We start from the raw sequence: 23481 nt of genomic DNA, 5'->3' as shown, positions 1-23481 counted from the left end.
CTATGAAAGCAACAAACGAAACGTGCGTGCAGCAGGTGCGGGTAATCTTTTTCAAACCGGAACATCCGTCGTCGTCCCATCGGCTGCGATTGCTTGGCTGGCCTTCATTTAAAAGAACAGGGCCGTTTAGCGGAACCGCTTCGCCAAATGCCTCGCAGCAGCAGGCTCAGGCCCGGTGGGATAAAATCCTGAACCTGATTGGGCTCCTCCAAAATCTGCACGAGGACTGGCAGGTATACACAAACCGCCGCCAACTCGTGATGGAAACCAGCACCCTGGATTTCCACCCGATTTCGGAGCTGTTAGAGCAGCAGGGCTTACCTCATTCGGAATATGAGCTGCGCGTGGAATATGAGCGGAAGTGGGGGATGCTTTGAGGCTATAGAATTAGCATGTGGTATGACGATCGAGTAGGAGGGGGTGACTAACCCCCGTCCTCTCACACCACCGTACATGCGGGTCCGCATACGGCGGTTCCAAAAGGTTAACAAAGCTCCAAATAACGAGAAAGCAAACTTTTCAGCCCTTTCGCTTCCCAGTAGGAAGTCGGAAGGGCGTTGTTTGTGTTTCGGGACATTTCCCATGCACCTCGTCTAGAGTTGCCCATCGCAAAGCAAGCCCACTCTGGAACGCCTAGATTTCGCAGTTCGCGGATTCGGGTTCCCACCCGTTTCCACTGTTTCCAGAGGCACATGCGTAATCTCCTGCGAATCCATTGGTCGAATCTTTCACAGTGGCTCTTCGCCGATGCGATTCGGAAATATCCAATCCAGCCGATGAGGTAGCGGTTTAATTGCATAATCCTGTTTTCCATGGACATCGACCGCGTTCGGCTCGTCAGCTCCCGTACCTTCTCCTTGAATCGCGAGATGGTTTGTGGGGCTAAACAAATTGTCGCTTTCTTGTCCCTCAGGAAACTAAAGCCGAGGAACTTTCGGTTCCACGGGCGGTCTACCGCACTTTTCTCTCGATTCACTTTCAGTTTCAGCTTTCCTTCTACAAAGCGTGTTACCGACTCCATGACGCGTTCGCCCGCACGTTTGCTGGCGACGAAGATGTTGCAGTCGTCCGCATAGCGGACAAATCGCAGTCCTCGTTCCATTAGCTCCTTGTCCAAGTCATCCAGCAATATGTTCGCTAAAAGCGGACTCAGGGGCCCACCCTGCGGCGTTCCTTCTCGGCTGCGCTCCAGCTTTCCATCTACCATCACTCCAGCGTTCAGGTAGGCACGGATCAGTGTCAGCACTCTTTTGTCCTCCACTTTCCGCGCCACTCTTGCCATCAGTATGTCGTGGTTTACCCGGTCAAAGAATTTCTCCAGATCGAGATCCACGACCCATCTCAGGCCGCTTTGGATATATCTTTGGGCTTGTTTCACGGCGTCGTGGGCACTCTTTCCCGGTCGAAAGCCATAGCTATACCACGAGAATTGCGTGTCAAAGATCGGGTTCATGACTTGTAAAAGGGCTTGCTGGAGAAAGCGGTCCATCACGGTCGGGATGCCTAACAGCCGTACATCGCCTCCGGGTTTGGGGATTTCCACCCGTTTGACTGGCGCAGGTCTGTAGGTACCTGCTAGAAGTTTAGCTTTCGCCGATTCCCAGTGTGTTTTCAAGTAAGCTTGTAGATTCGCTACCGTTACTTGGTCCACACCGGGCGCTCCTCCGTTCTCTACCACTCGTTTATAGGCGAGCCGAAGGTTATCTCCTTCGAGCATTCGCTCCAGCAAGTTGTTCTTTGCTTCGCGAGAGGAAGGGGCGACTTGTGCCGACAAAGAACTCGGCGCTCCGGCATACCCTGGCGGCTTCACCGCTTCTCTTTGCCGCAAGCTCTCTGGCGAGATATTCTGCTGTCGTTGCTCTTCGTACGAACGCATCGGTTTCCTCTCTCCTTTCGGTTCAGCCCTTCCGTAGGCTGTTGCAACAGCTTACGTACTATGGCCTCTGCTGACTCCTGCCGGTTCAGCGTAGCCTCTCGGCTACGGTTACAAGTTTTTTTTTCTTGCCTATCCGGCAGGCCTCCCCAGATAAGAACGTCATCTTTCCGCCCGCAACCACTGGAGTCTACAGGATTAGCCCTTGGCGGCTTTGGATTTCGTTGTGTATGGGCAACTCATCCGACTGTTCCTGCCTCAAATCCAGTTCGTGTACCTTGGCTCGTGCTTTTGCCTCCGGCTTCCTTCAGATTCCACCTCACGATGGACACCCTTGCCCTTGGCTAATGGTAGGCGCTCGCCAGCCCCCATTCGGGACTTTCACCCTAGAGATGACGCCCATGCTGGGCGTACCATTAAAAAAGCTGATTTCTGCAAAGTGCAGGGATCAGCTTTTTACGTCGGGATGACCATTAGAATTCATGCTATTTTTAATGCGTAGGTAGTTTGTGGTTGATGGTTGGTGGTGGTTACTTAAACTCCAGCTCTGCTATGACCTGTTCTACGCTTTTCTTTCTCGCCAGCTCCGGGTAATTTCGCAGAAGCTCCGTGACGGCTTGCTCTAGAGCGGGGAATTTCTCTTGCCACTTCCCAAGCACGCATTTTTCTATAAATATCAATCAAGTCCATTCTTGCGGCCTCCTTAACAGCAGTAAAGGGGGACTCCACCCTGCGGCTATTCCCTCTCCAACAGCTCCACAAACTTCACGTCCGCCGGAGCAAACTCATACGCCTTCAGTGCTTTGGGACGCACCCACTCCACACGGTCGTGATCAACGAGTACGATTTCTCCTCTGACAAAGGTCGCCTTATACGCAAACAATCGGATATGCACCGATCCGTAGTCGTGTTCATTCACGCCAAACGATTCATACGGCTGGATCTCAATGTTCATTTCCTCCCGGAGCTCCCGCTTCAGACATGCCTCAACCGATTCATCAGGCTCCAGCTTCCCGCCGGGGAACTCCCACAGGCCACCCTGGGATTTGTCTTTCTTACGTCTGGCAATTAAAATTTCGCCTTGTTCATTTTCAATGATGGCTGCGGCTACTTCGATCATGAGTTCGCTCCCTGTCCTAATGCCTTATTAACTATGTAAATCCTTCTCTTCAATGGCTGATCAACTCCTTCCATATTATACCGAAAGACACCTGCCGGAAATAGCAGGTGTCTTCATGAAGGACTACAAGACCGAACAAGTTAAGCCAAGCAAAGGGAAGCCAAATTAAAATAGATCAGGTCATAACCACCGGCTCAATGGTTCCTCCGCCGATCCGCAGCCGGTCGATGCACAGCTGGCGATGCCCCGGTTCTGTGTCTCCGATAATTCGGCGGTGATAGACAATCAGCCATTCGTCCTGCTCCTGGAGATGCAGGTAACCGTGATGCCCCGGACCTTCTGCAATCGGCTCCTGCCGCTCCAGAATCGTGCCTTTATTCTCGAACGGTCCCAGAGGATTGTCGCTCACACCATAAGCTACGCGGTAGGTTCCGTTCGTCCAGCCGCCCATGGACCACATGAGATAATAGAGTCCGTCTTTCTTGATCATGCAGGGACCCTCCACATATCCCTCCGGCGTGATGGAACGGAATTCTTCCACGCTATCCGTACTCTGTCCGCTATCCTCGCTATTGCCCGTCAACGGAACAAATCCGGTCATCTCGTCATTCATTTGTGCCACGTTGCAGTGTCCCCAGCCGCCGTAATAGAGATAAACGGTTCCATCCTCGTCTTTGAACAGATGGGCATCAATCGGCTGGGCCTGATGAATAAACCGGTTCACCAGCGGTTTTCCCAAGTGACCCCTGTAAGGCCCTTCCGGGCGGTCGGCAACCGCGATCTCCAAACCGCCGATTTCCTCGTCGGATTGAATATCGTTGGAGGCAAAGACGAGATAATATTTTCCCTTATGTTCAATATGGGTTGGGGCCCAAACCGCTCTCCAAATCCAAGGGAAATCGGCCATTTCGATTATGCCTTCATGTTTCTCCCAATCGGCCAGGTTGTCGGAGCTAAAGGCGTCCAGATTCATCTGCTTCGTATATTCCGTGAAGGACCGGGTCGCAAAGATCCAGTGTTTCCCCTCATACGTTCTGGCTTCAGGGTCCGCATACCAGCCGGGAATGATCGGATTAGTGATGTTTAGTGGCGGCAATTGCAGTCGCTCCTTTCTAGCTCTTAAAACTTATAAAGCTGATCCTCTTCCTTCTCCCGGATCCACACCTGCATAAATCCCGGCTCCCGGTTATCCCAGGCATAATAAGGGATGAATCGGCAAGGTCTGCCGTTCCCGTCTTTGCCTTCGAGCGTAGTAACGCCGCCCAGCAGGTCCTCCCGGTATTCAACCCGCAGATTCCCGAAAGCGGACCAAGTGATTTCATCATACTTCAGCCCGGGATGATCCCCTTGCTCGATGCAATAAACGACGGGACCACGCTGCACAGCGACCCGGCCTCTGTCGGCTTCCACTTCCTGTTTGGCCCGATTCAGCTGAACAGGCATATCGAGTTCCAGCAGAATCGTATCGCCCGCGGCCCAATGACGCTCAATCGAAAGATAACCGCGTTCCACTAAAGCTTCCACGCCGGACAGCCATTCTCCTCCCGCCTGAACCCGGTAGCCTCTGCACCAGCCGGGCACCCGCATTTGGATGGTGAACACGCCGCTTCTCTCCGGGGACACTTCCAGCTGGACGGTTCCGCTCCAAGGGTAGGAGGTCTGCTGTTTCAGCGTGACCCGGTTCCCGTTCTTCAGCGCAATTTCGGCTTCACCTTGCATATACTGGTTGACCACAAGGCCTTGATCCGTCCGGGCATACACATATTGTCCGATGGAGGGCAGGAAACGGGCCAGATTCGTCGGGCAGCAGGAGGTATCAAACCAAGGCACGCGGTGATGATGCCCCTCAGAAGCAAGCGGATTTACGTAGAAAAAACGGTCCCCCGACAAAGCAATGCCTGCCAGCACGCCGTTATACATTTCACGCTCGACCACATCCGCATATTTGCCGTCCCCAAAGAGCAGGTTCATCCGGTGGTTCCAGAACACCATGGCAATGGCGGCGCAGGTTTCGCAATAAGCAGATTCATTCGGCAAATCATAGTCATGCGTAAAACCTTCATTGTGATGGGACGGTCCGATGCCTCCAGTCACATACATATTGCGCTCTACCGTATGCGCCCAGACGCGCTGCAAAGCGTCTACATAAGCCGGATCGCCCGACACATGCACGGCATCGGCCATCGCCGAATACAGATACATGGCGCGAACGGCATGCCCCGTTACTTTCTTAATTTCCCGGACCGGCACATCGTCCTGGCAGTAGGCGGGTCCCCACTCCGGTTTATCCCAAATGGCGCCAACGCCATGGCCGTGCCCCCGTTCTTCCAGCAGCCAGCAGGCCAGCTTCCAATACCGCTCTTCCCCGGTAGCCCGGTAAAGCTTGATCAGCGCCAGCTCGACTTCCTGATGCCCTTCGACCCAATGCCGCTTGCCCGGGCCGAAGGTTTGGTCGTAATGATCGGCCAGCCGGCAGGCGACGTCAAGCAGCTTTCTTTTTCCGGTGGCGTCAAAGTAAGCAACGGCGGCTTCGATCAGATGCCCTCCGTTGTACATTTCATGTTTCTCCATGTCCGTCCATTTGTCGTCCGGAGCGACCAGCGTATAATACGTGCATAAATAACCGTCCGGTTCCTGTGCCGCGGCAATAAGGTCAATGATCCGGTCTGCTTCACCCTCCAGCCCCTCATCCCGCTCCAGCATCAGCGAATAAGCAACCCCTTCGAGCACTTTATACACATCGGAATCATTGAAATAAATCCCCTCGAACTCTCCTTCAATGAGGCCGCCGGCTTTGGCGAAATTCGCGATGCGGCCGGTTTCTTCACATTTCTCCAGGCAGCTGGGCAGCGTAATCTTGTTTAAAACTTCAAGCCGCGGCCGCCAGAAGTGATCCGTCATTTTTACTTTTGTGAAAGATACTCCATCCCAGTTCACCAGTCCTGCTTGCTTTGCAGTTGTCGTCACTAACCTCTCCTCGCTTTCCTTATCCCTTCAATCCCGTTAAAGTGATGCCCTCCAGGAAATAACGTTGTCCGATCAGAAATACAACCACGCAAGGCAGCACCACCACCGCCGAAGCCGCCATCAGCAAATCCCACTGCGCACTATACGAACCCTGGAACATCTGCAAACCCAATGCCAGCGTAAACAGCTTGTCGCTCTTCAAATAAATCAGCGGCCCCATAAAGTCGTTCCAGGAGCCCAGGAAGCTGAACAGAGCCACCACAATAAGCGCGGAACGGCTCAGCGGGAAAATAATGCTCCAGTAAATCTGAAAATAGCTGGCCCCGTCCACAACGGCCGCCTCGTCGAAATCTCTGGGAATCGTTAAATAAAACTGCCGCAGCAGGAAAATATTAAAGATCCCTCCTCCAAAATAAGCCGGCACGATCAGCGGATACAGCGTGTCGTAGAAGCCGAGCATTTTCCAGCCTAGAAAGCTTGGAATCATCGTCACCGCAAACGGCAGCATCATGCTGGTCATCAGAATCGCAAACACGGTATCCCGGCCCTTCCATTGAATGCGCGCAAACCCGAAGGCGGCAATGCTGCTGGTCGCCACCGTTCCAATCAGAACACCGATCACAATGATAAGCGTATTCTTAAAAAAGACGTCAAAAGGCAGCGCGGTCAGCGCCCTCCGGAAATTATCCCAATGAAACGGCTCCGGAATCCATTCGGGCGGCATCGTGAAGATTTGCGATAAATCCATCAGCGAGCTGCGAAGGAGCCAGATGAACGGAATAATAAACATGAGCGAAATCAGGATAAGAGCCGTATATCCTGCGGCCAGCGTAAGCTTCGACGTTCTCACGGGCGCTCCCCTCCTTCGTAATACACCCAGGACTTCGAGGTTTTAAAGGTGATGAACGTAAACACCATGATAATGAGGAATAAAATCCAGGCCAATGCCGAGGCGTAGCCCATCTCGGTGTCCCGGAAGCCGGTTCTCCACAGGTAAAACACATAAAACAAACTCCGGTTGTTCGGTCCGCCCTGGGTCAGAATGTAGGCTTCGTTAAAGACCTGGAAGGAGCCGATGATCGCCATGATCGTATTAAAAAACAGCGTAGGCGAAACCATCGGAATCGTAATCTGGCGCAGCTTGCTGTACCAGCCTCCCCCGTCCACTTCAATCGCCTCGTAATAGGATTGGGGAATCCCCGACAGTCCGGCCAGAAAAATGATCACCGTGCTGCCGATGCCCCACAGCGTGGTCAGCACGACGGAAGGAATAACCGAGCCTTCCGCATACAGCCAGTTGCTAGCCGGGATATGCAGCCAGCCCAGCATCGAATTCAGCAGCCCCAAATCCGGGTTCATCAGCCACATCCAGATCATCGCTGACGCTACGGCCGGCACGATGCTCGGCAGGTAAATAATCGTCCGGAACACCGCTCTGCCCTTCACGTTCATGTTCAGCAATAAAGCTATGGCAAAGGATACAATAATAACGGCCGGCACCCGTAGGAGTACAAAATAGAAAGTGACCCCCAAAGATTTATAAAAAAGGTCGTCCTCCCCGGAAAACAGTCTCGCATAGTTGCTGAATCCGACAAAGGAGGTCTGGTCCTTAAATACGTTGTAGTTTGTTAAGCTGAGCACCAAGCTTGCAATCATCGGTCCCAGCGTGAAAATGATAAAACCAAGGATCGCCGGCGCGGTGAACAGCAGTCCGTACCATAAGCCTTTGCGCATGTCTGCCTCCCCTCCCGTAAGCTCCCGAGGAAGAAGACAACGGCCCGTTAAGCAGAACGTCGTCTTCGCTTCCTCGCAGCCTCGCGGTTTTCTTCGCTATTTAATATCCCGCCGTCCCTGCACCTGCGCCTGCGCTTTGGCGGCGACTGCATCCATCGCTTCCTGCGCCGTCTGCTGGCCCAGCCACACCTTATCCAGGGCCGGATTCACAACGTCCATGATCTTGTTGAAATTCTTCACGTAACCGGTCGGCGTCTGATGCCCTTTCGTCAAAATAACGTCCACGATGGCATCTTTATAGCCCGACGGGCGTGCATCCAGATTTTCCGTCCATTTGGCGAGCATATCCGGTTCGGTGTACCAATTCTTATACGACGGCATCCAGGTGCCGCTCGTAATCATTTCGATCGAAGCCTCCGGGTCGATCAACGCCTTCAACAGCTCCCAGGCCTCCTGCGGGTGTTTCGTCGATTTGAACATCGAGAACATCCCGCAAACGACGGTCGTGACCGGGTCTTTCAGAACAGGCAATACGCCTACGTTGAAATTAAATTTGGACTGCGCCAGTCCGGCGGTCGCCCACTGTCCGTCAATGGCCATCGCCACCTTTTTCGTTTGCAGCGCAATGTTGGTGGCCGGGATGTTCTTCGCTTGCACTGGTGAAGGCGAAACATGATAGACGTTGATTAAGTCGGACATTTTTTGCAGCGCATCTACTGCCGCAGGTTCATTTAAAGCAAACTTTTTGCCGTCCGCAGAGACAAAATCCCCTCCATTGGAATAAATGAAGTTACTGTATACGCCCCACCAGGTCGAGGCGCTTACGCCGTATTGCTTGATATTTTTAGGATCAAAGTCCGGGTCATCGGCGGTTTTGCCATTTTTATCGACGGTCAGCTTTTTGGCTACGTCCACAAATTCATCCCAGGTCCAGGCTTCCGACAGCTTGCTTGGAGGAGGCGCAATACCTGCTTCCTTAAAAATATCCTCGTTATAGAACAAACCAAAGGATTCCGGGCCCGGCCCGATGCCGATCACGTTGCCCGGCTCCAGCGAATACATGATGTTCGGAACGAGACTGTCCACGTTGATGAATGGGTCTTTGTCCAGAAACTCCTGCAAATTGTAGAATTTTCCCTGCTCGGCGAGCGGATAGGCGATGGTACCCGATTCCATCATCGCGATATCTGGCACGTCATTGCCCGCTACCATCGTCGTCAGCTTGGTATCATAGTCGGCGGCGATATGCTGCAATTCCACCTTGATATTCGGGAACTTCTCTTCGAAACGCTGAATCGCAAATTTGTAGGCGGCGACTTCCTCCGGCGACCCCCATATGGTCATGCGAAGCGTAATTTTTTCCTTCGAGCCGGTTTCACCGGATGCCGAAGGCGAGGATGAGTTGTTGCTCGCACCGGGCGTTCCGCAGCCGGAGATGACGGCAACAAACATAAACATCAAGACGATGAGGACTATGATCGGTTTCCTTTGTCTTTTCATTTCCTGAACCCCTCTCGATTCCATCCTTGGATTCATAGCTGCAGTCTATGTTGCTTTGATTATAAATTCAAAGGTAGCGCTTACATAACCCGAAACTCTTTGGAAGGGTGGACTATTTTTAGGCATGCAGCGGCAGCCTGATCCGAACTCTTGTCCCCGAGCCAGGCTCGGAGCTGATGGAGATGCCGTATTCCCCGCCATACGTTAAGTGAATCCGGGCGATCGTATTTTTAATGCCAATCGAAGTGGACTCCTCATACAAAATCGCCTGCACCGTTTCGCTGCTCATCCCCCGGCCGTTATCGGCAATCTCGAAATGCCGGGTGTCCCCTTCGATCCAGCCGCGGATAGCAATGGCCCCTCCTGTATCGACCTGGTCAAAGCCGTGCAAAATCGCATTTTCAACAAAAGGCTGAAACAGCAGTCGCGGAACCTTAAATTCATACAGCCGGGGATCAATGTCATAGCTCACGGTGAACTTGTCCTCAAAGCGGGCGCTCATAATATAAAAATAATTGCTCATCCACGCCGTTTCCTCCGACAGATGAACCGCTCCCCAATCCTTCCGCGACGTATAGTGCAGCATGCTCGATAAACAAACAAGCATTTTGCTGAGCTCGCGCTGCTCGTTCTCAATCGCCGTCCAGTTCATGACGTTTAACGTATTGTACAGAAAATGCGGATTCATCTGCATGCTGAGCGCCTGAATCTCCGCCTCCTGCTCCCGCAGCTTGATCTCATAATTCTCCGTCACCAGCACCCGGATCTGTTCGTTCATGCGGTTGAAGCGGTAGAGCAGAATCCCAAACTCGTCGTTGCTATGATAAGCCACCTGGGTCTGAAAATCCCCTCCGCCTACCGACCGCATTGCGCTCAGCAGCTTTTTGATTGGCTTCGTAATCCGGCCTGCCATGAAATACGCCAATACTAACGCCAGGATGCCCATCATCACCGCCACAAGCAGGCTTGACGTGCGGATGACCGGCACCAGGCTGCTTACCAGCGCCGACTCCGGCGTCCAGACCACCGAAATCCAGCCGGTAACGGCGGAGCGATCAAAGCAGACGATGACCGGTTTCCCGTCCAGCTTCATTCTGAGCGTGCCGCTGTTCTGCCGCTGCAGCTGCTGCAGCCAAGGCTCTTTGTCGTTTTGCGTGATTTTAGCGGGATCGCTGCTCGCCACGACCTGATCATTGGAATCCAGGATCAAATAGCTGGAGCCCTCCGGAAAGCTCTCCTCATAAAGCGATTTCAAAGCATCCAGTTTGAAGCTGATCGTCAGAACCGGGCGCTCCGCGCCGGGAGGCATTTTCTCAAGCGTTGTATTCGTCAAATACGAGAAGTCCATGTACCGCGTCGCGGAGAACAAATGGCTGAAATCCAGGCTGCCGCCCTGCAAATAAGACTGATTAAACATACTGGAGAAATTATAGGTCGGATACCAGACCAGTTTGCCCCCGGCCTCCTTGGCCTTGCGGTACACGTCGGACTGGGTAGGATCACCCTGCGGCAGACTTTGCCCGAAAGTGAAATAGGACGTCCACAGCTGGTAAGCATAGACATCCTCATTTAACGTAAAATATTTGCCCAGCACCGACGAAACCTGACGGTCCGCTTCAAACAACTCCGCTTGGTTGGAAGGATCGAGGTTGCTGAAGATACGAAACAAATCCTTATCCAGAAAAAGAGCCTGGCTGTTCTGCTCGATCATTCCCAGCTTCGTGTCCATGAGCGCGTTGTTTTTCTTCACGATCTCATATTCATTCCGCTGCGCCTGCTCCCGCACCACCTGCAGACTCGTCCGGTAATACAGCACCCCAAGCACGATAAGCGGCACCGCAATCAGAAAAATATAACTCGCCAGAATCCGCGACCGGAAAGTGGTCTTCATTCTCATTCCATGCTCCTCCTTTCCGGCAGGGAAGCATGTTTGTAGGCTTGCGGTGACAGGCCGTAATGCTTCTTGAATACCCGGCAAAAATATTTCGTATCCTGATATCCGCATTCTGCAGAAATTTCGTAGATTTTAAGCTTGTTCTCCGCCAGCAGCTCCTTGGCCCGCTTCATGCGGATCGCCGTAACATGCTCGGAAAAAGTCCTTCCCGTCTTGTTCTTCATAAACGTGCTGAAATAAGACGCATTAAAGAAAAAATGGTCCGCAGCCCGCTCAAGCGTCAAATCCTCCTTCATATGCTCTTCGATCCACCTGAGACAATTGGCCACGACAACTTCGCTTTTATCCTGCTGGATTTGCTTCAAAGCCTGGTGGATTTCGCGCAGACTCTGCTCCAGCAAGGCCATAAGCTCGTCATAAGTATGGCATTCTTGAACCAGCGCCGCAGCGGTCTGCGTCAGCCGGCTGTCCAGCTTACGGTCTACCAGCTCACGGATTCTGCTCTGGAGCTTCATCAGGAGCAGCGAAGCTTGCTCTTTGAGTAGAACCGGGCTTGCATAGCCGGAATTGGAAAGCCGGTCGAAGGCGGACCGGCACTGAACCATGGCGAGGTCGGCGGCATCGGCGGAAGCTTTGGGCCCACCTTTGAGCTCAGCTTGATCCTTAGCGTGCGCCACAATCTTACCCTTGTCCTTACTCCCGGCCGGACCCTCACTCTTAACTTTGATTTGGTCCGCTAGCTTGTTCCTAATTTTGCCCTCGATCCTACTCCTGGCTTCAACCGTGTCCCTACTTTTGCTCTCAATCTCACCTCTAACTTTAATCTTAACCTTCTCCACACTCTTGTCTCCATTGTCCAGCAGCGCCTCGAACAGGCTCTCCAGATCTATGGACAATTTGCCCGAATCTTCCGGAGCTTGGCGGCTGGAAGATTCGGAATAGCGGGAATTAGAGTGGCCGGAAGCAGAATCGTAGGAGGAAACAGCCGGATAACGGGAAGACTCCAGCCGCTGTTGACCATACAGAAATACCCCTTCCCAGTTTGAAAAAAAGTTATGCTCATTAGCTTCCCGCGCCGCCCGATACGCCTGCGGCCCGCCCTTTAATAGCGACTCGCAGTATGGGCTAACCCCGTGCGTCAGCCGCCCGGTCATGACAAGTCCGTGCGTTAGCAGCTTCCCGACCATCGCCAACTCGGCGGAGATTGAATCGGCAATTGACCGCAGCAATTTTTCCGCTGCCGGCGTATATGGAGGGGACGCGGAGAAGATGGGCTGAGATGTACCTATCAAGGTTACCGCTGGATCGGCTACACTAAGTTGGACAATGAAAATAAGGGCTTGTAGAATAGACCTATCATACGAAGGAGCGGATCTCTACAATGCCAAAACAACGACGTACCTTTACTGCAGAATTTAAGCGACAAATGGTACAGCTTTATGAGAATGGGAAGTCCAGGGCAGCGATTGTGGAGGAATACGACCTCACAGCTTCCGCTTTAGACCGTTGGATTATTCAGGCTCAGACAACGGGTTCCTTTAAGGAAAAGGATAATCGTTCATCAGAAGAAACCGAACTGATGGCGTTACGAAAAGAGAACCAACGTCTGAAGATGGAGGTAGATATTTTAAAGCAAGCGGCGCTGATCATGGGACGAAAGTAGCTATCATTCGGAATAACCTGGATAAATACTCGGTATCAGCATTGTGTAACGTCCTGCAAATTGCAAGAAGTACGTACTATTATGAAGCCAAAGAACGACCGAATGAAGATGGGTTATCAAAGGCTATTGTGGAAATCTTCTATAAGAACCGAAAAGCCTACGGTACACGAAAGATCAAAACCAAGCTCCAGGAACAAGGACTCATCGTGTCTAGACGCCGTATTGGCCGAATCATGCGTGAGCAAGGCCTGGTCTCCACCTATACCATTGCCCAGTTTAAGCCCCACAAAACGGCCTGTAATGAGGCGGCAACGACGAATGTGTTAGCTCGTGAGTTTGACCAGGCTGAAATTAAGCGCTTCGTGGTCAGCGATCTAACGTATGTGAAGGTAGGGCACCGTTGGCACTACATTTGCGTCCTCATCGACCTGTTCAATCGAGAGATCATTGGCCATAGTGCAGGTCCACATAAGGACGCTGCTCTGGTTTCGCGCGCCTTTGCTACGGTAGAAGGTGACCTGAGCCAAATCCAGTGGTTTCATACGGACCGTGGAAGTGAGTTTAAAAACCAGAAGATGGACGAGCTTCTGGAAACCTTTGAGATCAGTCGATCGTTAAGCGCGAAGGGTTGTCCTTATGACAACGCTGTAGCGGAAGCAACCTACAAGGTCATGAAAACGGAGTTCATCCATCAGATGGAGTTCCAGAGCCTCGATCACCTGCAGTTGGAACTATACGACTATGTTAACTGGTTTAACAAGCATCGAATTCATGGATCATTGGGGTACATGACGCCTGTTCAGTACCGTCAAGTAGCCCTTAAAAAAGCTGTCTGATTTAATGTTGACAATCCACCGCGTGAAACCCCTGCTTTTGGAGACCATTATGGGGAATCGTCAGAGTAAGTGCTTTCCCCAGCTTCGACCAGCCTTGCTCCAGAACTTGTTCCAGATTTTTCTCCAGGCTTTGCTCCAAGCCTGGCGCCTGAGCTTGCTCATGGGCATGCTCTGGCATTTGCAAATAAGCAGTCTCGCTGATGTTCTCCTCCTCGGCTCTGGTTTCCATGGCTTCGCCTGCGGCTCCCAATACTATGGTTCCTCCTGCGGCTCCTACTCCCCTCAGTTCCGAATAAATAAGGATGCCTCCGCCCTTCAGCCACTCCTCCTTCTCCATCTCCCCTTGCTCCGAAGGCGTCAGACTCTCGTTAATCCAAGACAGATACAGCCGGCTGCGGTAAGCCGAAGAAGCCAGCGTCAGCTGCTGCTTCAATGCTTCCGCTTCTTTACGCTGGTTCGATTCCAACCGCAGCTGAAGCTCGATCCGGTCCAGCAAACGTTCCACGCTCTCGATCTCTACCGGCTTCAGCAAATAATCATAAGCCCCGTGACGGATCGCCGTCTGCGCGTATTCAAACATATTGTAAGCGGATACAATAACCACTTTGGATAGAATACCTTCCTCTTTCAGCTTCCCGAGAAAAGCCAGTCCATCCATATGGGGCATCCGTATGTCCGTCAAAATCGCTTCCGGACAATCCCGCCTAACCTGCTCCAGCGCAGCAACGCCATCCTTCGCCGCTGTCACCTCCGCCCCCGGCCGCAGCTGCCGGATCAGGTTCATCATCCCGCGCAAGTGCCTTGGTTCATCGTCTACGATAAGTATTTTCAACGCTTAACCCCCAGTCTGGTTCGCTTAAAGTTCCTTCGTTGGCGTGATAGGCTAAACTTTCATGGACATTGGAATTTCAGGGTAAACATTTTATTGTTATTTTGGGTGGAAAGCGTGGGGAAATCAAGGGGAATTTTAATGCGGGTTTGATTAGGAGCTGCTTCGTTGTTTCAAAAGGAAATAGACCGCCCTGTTAAAGGAGCGGTCTACCACTGTATTATTCTACTCTTTATCAAACTCAACCTTAACCTGATTGGAAGCTAAGTCCACGTACGGGTTATCCAGCTTAACTTTAACTTTCCCGGCCCGCCGCTTCTCTCGCCATTCCTGCAGTTGCTCTTCTGTTTCAAGCATAATCTCCAATCTGCGTACCCGAGTGGGAAAATCGCCCCAATTTTAGACAACAGCCGATTTATCATGCAACGGTGTTACAACCCTTTTTGAAAGAATACCCCGTCTGCATCTAGCTTTCTTTCCGTCCTACAACCCAAATCGCAATCACGGTTGAAGAAACTGTGCTGTGGCTAAAAACCGATATGATCAATAACGTCTTTTTTGAAAAATTCTATAAGGGCAAACTTTATGTCAGCTAATTATTCTCAATAGAAGCAATAGATCGCTTGCTTGTAAGGTTATGGTTTTAATTGCGGTTTATATAGCTCTTATTTTTATGTTCAACCAAATGAAGAAAATCCAAACATTGGTGAGATAAAGCTCTTCCTTAATCAAACAAATAAATAAACCAGGCAAATTCAGAGATCCACTCATAAATTTGCCTGGCTTGTAATATGACTTAAATAAACATGGCTTATTAGGCTTCGAGACGACTTTGCTTGTTCTCTACATCAATTTTTCTACATTAATCCCTTACCAACAAAACCACTCGCTCCAACATACCGTATGCGGCAATACTCCACAGTAAAATCTGATCTGTTATCAATATGCTATACTTTATTTCGCTTTATTTCGCTTTATTTCACTTTATTTCCAGTCATATTCGTTATGGAAAGTATATCTCAGTGCGTTCCTGTTGATGATCTACATCAAATTCACATCAATAATAAGCTTGGTTAAAGCTTTTAGTGAATTTGGTTATTTGATTGTACCGGGTGGCAGCAGGCTCTCTGTAAAATCACACTAAAACAACTCAAGTTGTTGCCCCTCTCTCCCGATCCTGTCCATCGATTCCGGAGCGTGGTCACGGAAGTACGCCTGTTGAACCTGCTGCTGGGGATCGACAATTTGCTTCCCTCCCCCGCCAGCTGCTGCACGCAAGCGACAGCTATACACGACCGGAAAATAATCCTGAAGGAACTTGCCCTCCACATGCGCGGTTAAAGCAATCATTTGGAAGCCCAATTGCTCAGCGATATAGAATACGGGGCTGAGAACATGCTCACTCGAAGCCTTGCCGAACGGATTATCCAAAATGACCGCACGGTGACGTTTCATCTGACTATGAATATGCTGGCGCTTTTCCGCCACATAATTCAGAATCCCAAGGAACAAGGTCATGTTCTTGCTCCACTTCTCACCACCTGACCAGCGGTTGGATTCCTCCCAGGAATAAGTAGCCCCTGTCACCTGTTGATCGTTATTCACTTTTCGGCAACTGATGCGTATAGCCGCGCCTTGCTGGAATACTTTCTGCAGCAACTGCTTGGCATCCAGCCACCTCTCGAGATCCTTGCGGATTGCCGCCGACTGCTCCATTCCATCCACATCCCGGTACTTGACGTGCTCCAACTGTGAGATGATCCATTCGATATAGGTACGGATTCGTTCCTTGCCCTCCTGCTCATCCCAATCCGGAACATGGAAAACATAAATCTCCTTATTACCGCTTTCGGTTCGGACCCGGGTCCTCTTGGGCAACTCACGTAGCTCTTGTGCAATCTGTCTTAAATGGGCTTGTATGTGCGTAATAAACTGTTGAAGCTTCTGGTCCTCTGTCTGCATCCGCAGTTCAGCGATCTGATTGGCCTTCTGAATACTTGCCCCCATCATCGCCTCGAACTCCTGCAGCTCTTCATAATTGTCCTTTGCTTCTACTCCCCGCTCGGCCATCTCCCGTAACTTTACATCCTGGACCTGTCGCTGACAGAATTCCCGGAATCTCTGACGGCTAGAAGTAACTCGGTCCCGCTCCTTCCCGATGGCTTCCCGCTGCTGTTCCAAGCGCCTGATCACGTCCTGACTGCCGATCTCCAGACGATATGCAATCTCTTGCGTAAGATCTCCATCTGAATCAGAAAGCTTCAGAAAAGGATCATCCAACTTATGCACCCGGAGATAGCTGTTCCACAATTGCAAAACCCGGCGCGTCTCGCTCAATCTTTGTTCCACTACATTATGAAGTCGATCAAGTTCTTTGCGGGCTTCATCCTGTTGCCGTCGTTCATTTGCTTGCCTCTCGCGCACGCGGCTAAGCGGCTCCAAAAACATAACCGGTCGCTCGTTATCAAATTCCTTCTCATACTGCTCCTGCTGGATGCGGATCCTAACTTTTTGCTCGCTCAGTTCACGCTCCTTCCGATCCCATGCTTCACGGACCCTCTGAACCTGCTGCTCCAGTGTACGAAGCTCCGCCAATGCGGCCTTTATTTTCGACTCGACATGCAACGGAAGCTCTAGCTCCATATCCAGATCGTCATATGCAGCCGCAAGGCGCTCCATCAGTCTGGAAGCCTCCACTTGCCGGTCACGTTGATGCTCAAGTGCCTGCTCTAGTTCCGACCGCTCCTTCATGATGCGGTGCCGCTTCAGGTTAAGCCCCTTATGTTCCTCGCGCAACTGAACAATCGATTCATCCGTGGGGAGCGGTAGACAATCCTGAATATCCGGATACAGTTCATCCTCCCGCAGCCGTTGCAGTTTCCCGTGAAGATCAGCATGGTGATTCTCCTGCAGATTCAGCTCCCGCTCAAGAGCTTCCAAACGCTGCTCCCAACTGTTTATCGATCGTTCGGCCTTTTCGAGAGTCTCACGAGCAGGCAGCAAATCTTCCTTAATCCTTGCCGACTTCTCGGAAAGCAGCATATAGAGCTGCCCTTGCTCCAGTTGATAAGCCACATGCTGCTGACGCTGGGAAAGCAATTGCTGGGCCTCACCTAACCCATCTTTCTTGCGTTCCAGTTGTTGGAGATCCTGCTCGATATCCGCGAGCTTCTGCTCCAGTCGCCTCAATATTTCCAATCGCTCCGCGTGCCTCTGTTCTTGCTCATGCACGACAGCCAAAGGATAACTGCGGAAGAACCTCTCCGCAAGCTTCTGAGCATCCCGCCATACCTCAAGCTCGTTCTCTTTCTCCCGTCTGTTCTGTTCGGCAGCCTTTGCCTCCCGGATGATCTCCTTCTTCCATTCCTGAAACCGGTCTAGGTCGTGAAGAGTTTTCCAATGGGCTGGCTCCACCCAAGCGCCATCCGCCTCCGCAGGGGATCCACCCACCGGGGTGCTACTGACCAATTCCTTCGCTTCCTGAGTCGATAGGATGCGGATCGGATACTGCAGTTGATCGGCCGTCTCGGCAAGCTTACGTATAAGAAGCGGCTTTTCCTGCGAAGTCGTCACAAGCGTCACAGCCCATAGCAACTTGTCATCGGACGAATCCGGCACAGCAGAAGCATAGCGGAGCCCCGTCTCCAAAAGCGAAAATTGGTTGCTCCATTGCTCGGCTAGTCTTGCGGCTTGAGGATCTGCGAAAAACTCCTCTTGATCCTCGTAATCATCTACATAGCGGAATGCCAGCCGTTCCTTGTGAAGCAGTTGCTGCTTCTGCCGCATTCTCATCCCTAACCCGTCGGCCAACTTTTCACGAATCGAATCCGTTTTGTCATGTACAGAAGCCATCCGCTCCCAGGAGGGATGCAACTCAGCCAATGTCCCCTTTATCTGTTGATGCTCCTGCTCGTAGCGGTCCCGCCAAGCCTGCAGCTCAGTCAGCTCCTCTTTGATCTTAAGCTGATCTGCGGAAGCCGATTTACCTTCCAGTTGCAGTTCGCCTTTCCTGCGGTCCAGCTCCTGCAGTGCCTTCGTTTGCTCCAAACCCTGCTGCTCCAGCAGTTGCTGTTCAGAGAGCCACAATGGCATCTGCTGCTCAACGGTTTGCGAGGACAGCTGGGACAATATTCTCCGCGCAATCCCGCCCTGCTGCTCTTGTATCATTTGAATCTGTGTATCCAAGCCACGAATCCGAAGGAGCTGCATTTCCCGCTCCTGGACAGCGGCATCCCGCTCGCGAAGGCCGTCCTGCCTCTGTTCCTTCAGTGTATCAAGCCCTTTCTGCACCTCCTGCATCAACTCGGACAGACGCTTTTCTTCCCGATCAAACCATGCTTTAAGCTTCCGGCCGTTAAGCTCCCACGCCTGCTCAAGCTCCTCCTCATCCTGCGACTGGGCCACCTTAGCCAGTTCCTGCTGCAGATAAGTAATCCGCTGCTCCGCTTCCCGAAGTTTCTCCCGTTGCTCCGCATATTCCAGAGAGTGGTAGTAACGCGACGCCGAAGCTGCTTGTTCCTCTAGTTGCTCTTTTTCATCTCCAATAGCCTGCAGCTCCGTCTCCAATCCCCCAGCTTTCAGTCTCTCATCGGCGATTGCAAGGGATACCTCCCTTTTACGCCAATGCCTGAACTCTCGTTCCCAATCCTCCAAACGTGCTTGAAGACGGACCTGCTCTGCCTGCTGTTCCTGCTCGACATTCATCGCTACATCGAGATAAGCTTTGGCTTCCTTCCGCAGCGCCTCATACTTAAGCTGTTCCCGATGCAGGATCTCATAGCCGGCTACATACTTGTGCAACTCCGCAAGGATACGCCGATTTTCCTCGATTTTTTCCTTCAGCTCTTTATACTGCTTAAATCCCTCACGCTGTACCTGGAACAAATCTGCAAAGGTCCCCTGCTTGAAACCTTCCATCGATTCTTCTATCGTCGGTATTAGCAGCCGGTCTACCAATTGAGATGAAGTTTTACATTCATCGAAAAACGCCTCAACCCCACCCTCGCTGGAATTGACCTTTATAATCGCCTCCCATTCCGACTGGATGATATGAAAATGCTCTTCAATATATTTCTGAAACCCCGTAATCGTATCAAAGGTTTTGGCCACCAGCGGATTCTTCGACTGCATCGATTGATAATACTCCTGAATCTCACCCTTCTCCGTTACTCTGAGCTTTCCGCCGCCCATCTCTTTCGTGAAAGGTAGAAGTCCCAGCCGATGATCGTCATTTTCGGAATACTCATACACATAACGCAACGAGTCTAGCCCGGTCGCACTCATAAACAAACTCACGCAGGTAACAGCGTATCTGCGCCGGGGTTTATCTGCCAATATCCACTCAATCGCCACATGGGCTGGGCCATTCTCAAGCGAGAGCGTATCCTTCATCTTCCGTCCCGCTACATCACTGTGAGGCAGCACAGCCTGAATCGCAGTTTGAATGAATACCGTCTTCCCGCCCCCGTTCTCCAGAACTATCGCTCCGTTATGACCGTCAAAATAAAAAGTGGAATCATTGTAGCGCTTGGCTCCGCCCTCATAGATTACATTCGTAAATCGGATTTTTGAAATGACAGGCATCGGATTTAAGCCTCCTCTTTCCTTTTCGGCTCAAGGCCATATAGAAATTCCAGAATGCCACGATTATATTCCCTCTCCATAAAATAACGTTGCACGATCATTTTCGTTTTCTCCGTCAAATCCAACTCATCGGGTCCAACTTGTTTTACCAAATCCTGATCGAGCATGAATTTCCGGACCGTATCAAGAAAGCTCATCCGGCTGATGGTTGCACCGCTCTGCCGCTTGGCTGTCTCCTTCACATCATCCATAGCATCCCACTTCTCAATAATGTCTGCCCAATGGTAGGAATACTCTTGACTAAGCGCCTTTAATTCCTCTACGGAATGCTCCTTCAGCCCGTTGATCCGTTGCTGAACCATATTCATCCATTCTTCCATCTGAAGAAAATTACGCGTCGCTTCCGTAGTCTGATAACTATCGTAAAACGCACCGATTAACACAATAATGGCCACATACATCAAGTACAACTCTGCATTCACCGCATTGCCGCGTAGATACATCCGCTTAAGTGATTGATTCGTAATATGAAAAGGAGACAGGCTAACCAACGGAACCAGCATCAAGCGGTCACCCGCTCCCATCACGACACATTCCACTTCAGCGGCAAACTGATCCAAAAGCCCTCGGATGTGGTCGTCCGCCTCCACCTGTAGCAAACTTTCCTTATCGGCTACCCCGGTTCTGGCCAGCTGCGCATAGATGCGGAAAGCAGTCATGACCTCATCACCGGTGTAATTCATCCTGGTCCCCTCCCAACCGAATGATAAGTTCTTGGATAGAGTAACGCTCATTAACCCTAAGAATGCACTCTGTCTCCTGAATGATCAGCGTTCTCCCCTGCAATTGAGAACGGATCGCCTCATAAAGATTTTGGTCCGATTCCCCGGATTTCACTTCATCCATAACCGGATGAATCGGGCTGCGTTGATGTAAAATAATCCAGCAATCGTAAAAATCTCGTTCCTTCTTGAGATCAGCAGCTTCATCCTGATCCAAATACGCAATAAATTCACTCAACCGGACTTCATCCCGATTTAACTTCTCATAACAACGCAGAAGAGCTTCTACCACTTGGACTAGACGCTCTTTACGCTTCCGCAGATAAGAAAAATTCTCCTCTTCCTCATCCAGAGCAAGAAGACTTTCTTCAATAACAGACCCATCATCATGTCCCGAAAGCTGTTGTTTGGCAAATACCGTAAGAGGCGACCATACCCTGACCTGTTCCAAATGCAAGAACGGGGCTACCACTCCCTTCATCGCCTCAATTGGCAAGGGAGTGCCGAATAGGAATGATGCAATATCTTGCTCAAAGTTAAACGCATTCATCCCCGTGTAATAGAGTGACTCTTTGGCAGCTCGAAGAGCGCTGCTCTCCAGTTCCATACTTTGTTGTAGCAGTCTTGTATGTTCGTTGTGCACTTTTTCTAGTTCGATACCGATTCGAACAATAAACTCATAGGGCCGTTGGTTTTTCATAAGTTCCCGTTCAGCGTAAATCCGATCCTTCGTTTCCCTTACAAAATCCCTGAGCTCGTTAAACTCTTCATTTTCACGCTTCAGTCTGAGATAAATATCCTCTAAAAGAGAGCGATAGCGGGCAAATGTTTCTTCAGAAACAATGCTTCTCTTAATTTCATGCTCCAAAGAGACAATTCGGTCTTGTAAGGTTTCCACATCGATCATCATCTCATCGATTTGGCGCAGTGCTCCCTGGAATTCCCCCTTTTCCAACTGCTTGCGCAGCAAAAGCTGATGGATGGACAACTGAAACTCCAAGTAAAACTCCTTAGTAGCAAATACCAGTTCGAGACCATCCTCATCCAATGCGTAATATTGGGTATTGGTCGCTACATCATACGAATCAGTACGCAAAATCGACGTATAATGAACCCCTTCTTGCCCTGTTCCCAAATGAAAAAAAGAAAACTCCCGCTTACGTCCGGAGGAAGGGCGAAACACATGGATGATTCTTCGTCCGATGTCATCCAGTTCTTCTTGATCGAGATCATACTTGTCCTCCAGAACAGCGGCTAGAAAGCCGACCAAGTCCTTCACACTGGTCTTCCGGCTTCGCATCAGCTTTTTCTCAAAGAAGAACAGCAGCGTCAATAGTCCCAATTCCATCATCGCCACTTGTTTCCCACCACGGTCTGTTTTCCTTTGCCGACTCAACTCGAACAACGGATCAAACAGGGCAAGCTTGCCCATTCGTTCTTGGAAGCCAGACATTATGTCATTCAATTCGATTGGTATCCCTTTTGACTCCATACAGTCTCCCTCCCAACTCGAATCAATTCCTCACTTTTCAGAGTTTCTTGCGGGATATAACATCCCTCACCCAGCATGGCATTGATCCGATTGGCTTCCCCTTGGTTGAAAAAACTTATAAAGGCGTGCAAAGCCTCTTCATTTAATCGGTGATTTTGCTTCCCTTTAGCCGAAGGCTTGTCTAAGCATGCCAGGTAGAAGGGCATCGCTAGCTTCACCCCGAACTTCACATGAAGGTCGTACCAGATCATAATTCCTTCCAGATCGATATCTCCAAAATAGTAAAGTTCATGGTCTGCGCTTTGAACCGGGTACTGCAGACTGAGCATCCCCAGGTTCCCTACAATTTTCCGGCCATAGCCTAAAATCAAGGAGGAGAAGGCCATCCCCGGAAGCTCTGGTATCAGCCCTTGGAATGTCGACTTGTTCTCAACAATAAGATGCAGGTGGTTCTTGCTGGCAAATCCGATGGAAGGATTGACCGCTAACATCAAGGGATCGCTAACCGGGACAATCTGGAGTTGCTCCCATATGCCTAGACGCTCCAACAAGGCTTGTCCTCCGTGGTCCGTAATCCACTTCTCGTCCTGAACAAGCTCATAGCTGCGTTCGGGAGCCGGTGCTTGGCGTGTTGGCCTCGATCCCCGCTTTAAATACGCATCGATCTGTTCAATATAAGGCAGGTCCGCACGCCATATATCCGGGCTGAGGCGATAGTAAGCATCCAGGCTAATGTCAGGATGCAGTCTTGTGCTCCACTGATGCAGTTCTCGAACATACTCTCCTTGCAGCAACCGTTTATTTATGCGGTAGTGATAGGCTAACGAAAGCGGCTTTCCATTCCGGCCGTGTGACTTGACCGCTCCAAGACTACCCTCATTTTCAAGCTCCATTACGATTCCGGCAAATGTTTCGTAGTCAATCTGCTCACCTTGGAATGCTTGCTCCAACTCCGATAGGCTGATCATTACCTTGGAAAAAGCACATAAAAAGTCGATCAGTTTTTGTTTATATCGCATCATTTTCCAGCCACCGTTCCGTACATTGTATAACGAACGTTGAAAGTTTCGCTGAATTCGCCAGCACACGTTGACAATGGTTGACAATGTTAGTATAAGCCAATGGTTAGACTCATATTTGTCAGGAACCTTATGTTCTTCGTAAATATCGAGATAGTTCCCACTTCCTGTGTCTTCGTCAATATTCAA

The 23481-nt window shown here is 50.8% G+C and carries 17 protein-coding genes; 2 read left to right on the top strand and 15 right to left on the bottom strand.

The window, feature by feature from the left end; genetic code table 11:
* Positions 1-2: 2 nt before the first annotated feature.
* On the top strand, positions 3-377 hold the full coding sequence (locus tag AWM70_RS00365) for a hypothetical protein (RefSeq protein ID WP_068693339.1): 375 nt from the start codon (positions 3-5) through the stop codon (positions 375-377).
* Positions 378-484: 107 nt separating this feature from the next.
* Here the strand turns inward: AWM70_RS00365 and ltrA are convergent, their stop codons facing one another.
* From ltrA to AWM70_RS00320, 10 genes are all read right to left on the bottom strand, one after another.
* Positions 485-1876 carry a group II intron reverse transcriptase/maturase gene (gene ltrA, locus AWM70_RS00360; RefSeq protein ID WP_068693337.1) on the bottom strand — a complete coding sequence of 464 codons (1392 nt, stop codon included), beginning with the start codon at positions 1874-1876 and terminating at the stop codon, positions 485-487.
* Between the two features lie 531 nt (positions 1877-2407).
* A complete protein-coding gene (locus tag AWM70_RS23355; RefSeq protein ID WP_169823383.1) occupies positions 2408-2563 on the bottom strand; it encodes a hypothetical protein in 156 nt (51 codons plus the stop codon).
* 46 nt (positions 2564-2609) lie between these two features.
* Positions 2610-2993 carry an 8-oxo-dGTP diphosphatase MutT gene (gene mutT, locus AWM70_RS00355; protein ID WP_068693334.1) on the bottom strand — a complete coding sequence of 128 codons (384 nt, stop codon included), beginning with the start codon at positions 2991-2993 and terminating at the stop codon, positions 2610-2612.
* A 175-nt stretch (positions 2994-3168) separates the two neighbouring features.
* On the bottom strand, positions 3169-4089 hold the full coding sequence (locus tag AWM70_RS00350) for a glycoside hydrolase family 43 protein (protein ID WP_068693333.1): 921 nt from the start codon (positions 4087-4089) through the stop codon (positions 3169-3171).
* A gap of 23 nt (positions 4090-4112) precedes the next feature.
* Entirely contained in the window at positions 4113-5960 is a 1848-nt protein-coding gene (locus AWM70_RS00345; protein ID WP_068693332.1) for a glycoside hydrolase family 127 protein, read from the bottom strand.
* Between the two features lie 19 nt (positions 5961-5979).
* Positions 5980-6750 (bottom strand): carbohydrate ABC transporter permease, encoded by a 771-nt coding sequence (locus AWM70_RS00340; RefSeq protein ID WP_083180502.1) that lies wholly within the window; start codon positions 6748-6750, stop codon positions 5980-5982.
* A 56-nt stretch (positions 6751-6806) separates the two neighbouring features.
* Positions 6807-7694, bottom strand: a complete 888-nt coding sequence (locus AWM70_RS00335; RefSeq protein WP_068693329.1) for a carbohydrate ABC transporter permease — start codon at positions 7692-7694, stop codon at positions 6807-6809.
* Positions 7695-7790: 96 nt separating this feature from the next.
* Positions 7791-9194 carry an ABC transporter substrate-binding protein gene (locus AWM70_RS00330; RefSeq protein ID WP_068693327.1) on the bottom strand — a complete coding sequence of 468 codons (1404 nt, stop codon included), beginning with the start codon at positions 9192-9194 and terminating at the stop codon, positions 7791-7793.
* Positions 9195-9312: 118 nt separating this feature from the next.
* Positions 9313-11091: a sensor histidine kinase gene (locus AWM70_RS00325; RefSeq protein ID WP_237167798.1), complete on the bottom strand. Its 1779-nt coding sequence runs from the start codon at positions 11089-11091 to the stop codon at positions 9313-9315.
* Positions 11088-12317, bottom strand: a complete 1230-nt coding sequence (locus AWM70_RS00320; protein WP_068693326.1) for an AraC family transcriptional regulator — start codon at positions 12315-12317, stop codon at positions 11088-11090. The genes AWM70_RS00325 and AWM70_RS00320 overlap by 4 nt, the downstream gene beginning before the upstream one ends.
* Positions 12318-12469: 152 nt before the next feature.
* Between AWM70_RS00320 and AWM70_RS00310 the strand changes: the two genes are divergently transcribed.
* Positions 12470-13587, top strand: a protein-coding gene (locus AWM70_RS00310; protein ID WP_206093401.1) for an IS3 family transposase whose coding sequence is annotated in 2 segments (ribosomal slippage) — positions 12470-12716 and positions 12716-13587 — 1119 coding nt in all. Because the reading frame shifts where the segments join, the coding sequence is not laid out codon by codon here.
* 1 nt (position 13588) lies between these two features.
* On the opposite strand, the gene AWM70_RS00305 is transcribed toward AWM70_RS00310, so the two are convergent.
* From AWM70_RS00305 to AWM70_RS00285, 5 genes are all read right to left on the bottom strand, one after another.
* The gene (locus AWM70_RS00305) at positions 13589-14419 is read right to left on the bottom strand and encodes a response regulator (protein ID WP_068693317.1); all 831 of its coding nucleotides are present in this window, start codon (positions 14417-14419) and stop codon (positions 13589-13591) included.
* A gap of 1137 nt (positions 14420-15556) precedes the next feature.
* A complete protein-coding gene (locus AWM70_RS00300) occupies positions 15557-19999 on the bottom strand; it encodes a hypothetical protein (RefSeq protein WP_068693315.1) in 4443 nt (1480 codons plus the stop codon).
* Positions 20000-20004: 5 nt separating this feature from the next.
* On the bottom strand, positions 20005-20742 hold the full coding sequence (locus AWM70_RS00295; protein WP_068693313.1) for a DUF6063 family protein: 738 nt from the start codon (positions 20740-20742) through the stop codon (positions 20005-20007).
* Positions 20726-22273: a replicative DNA helicase gene (locus tag AWM70_RS00290; protein WP_068693309.1), complete on the bottom strand. Its 1548-nt coding sequence runs from the start codon at positions 22271-22273 to the stop codon at positions 20726-20728. The genes AWM70_RS00295 and AWM70_RS00290 overlap by 17 nt, the downstream gene beginning before the upstream one ends.
* On the bottom strand, positions 22243-23481 hold the full coding sequence (locus AWM70_RS00285; RefSeq protein ID WP_083180064.1) for a Wadjet anti-phage system protein JetD domain-containing protein: 1239 nt from the start codon (positions 23479-23481) through the stop codon (positions 22243-22245). Before AWM70_RS00285 ends, AWM70_RS00290 begins: the two co-directional genes overlap by 31 nt.

This window comes from Paenibacillus yonginensis, from assembly GCF_001685395.1.
GTDB lineage: Bacteria > Bacillota > Bacilli > Paenibacillales > Paenibacillaceae > Fontibacillus > Fontibacillus yonginensis.
The sequence above is the reverse complement of the archived record's forward strand: the minus strand, read 5'-3'. Positions and strand labels throughout refer to the sequence as shown.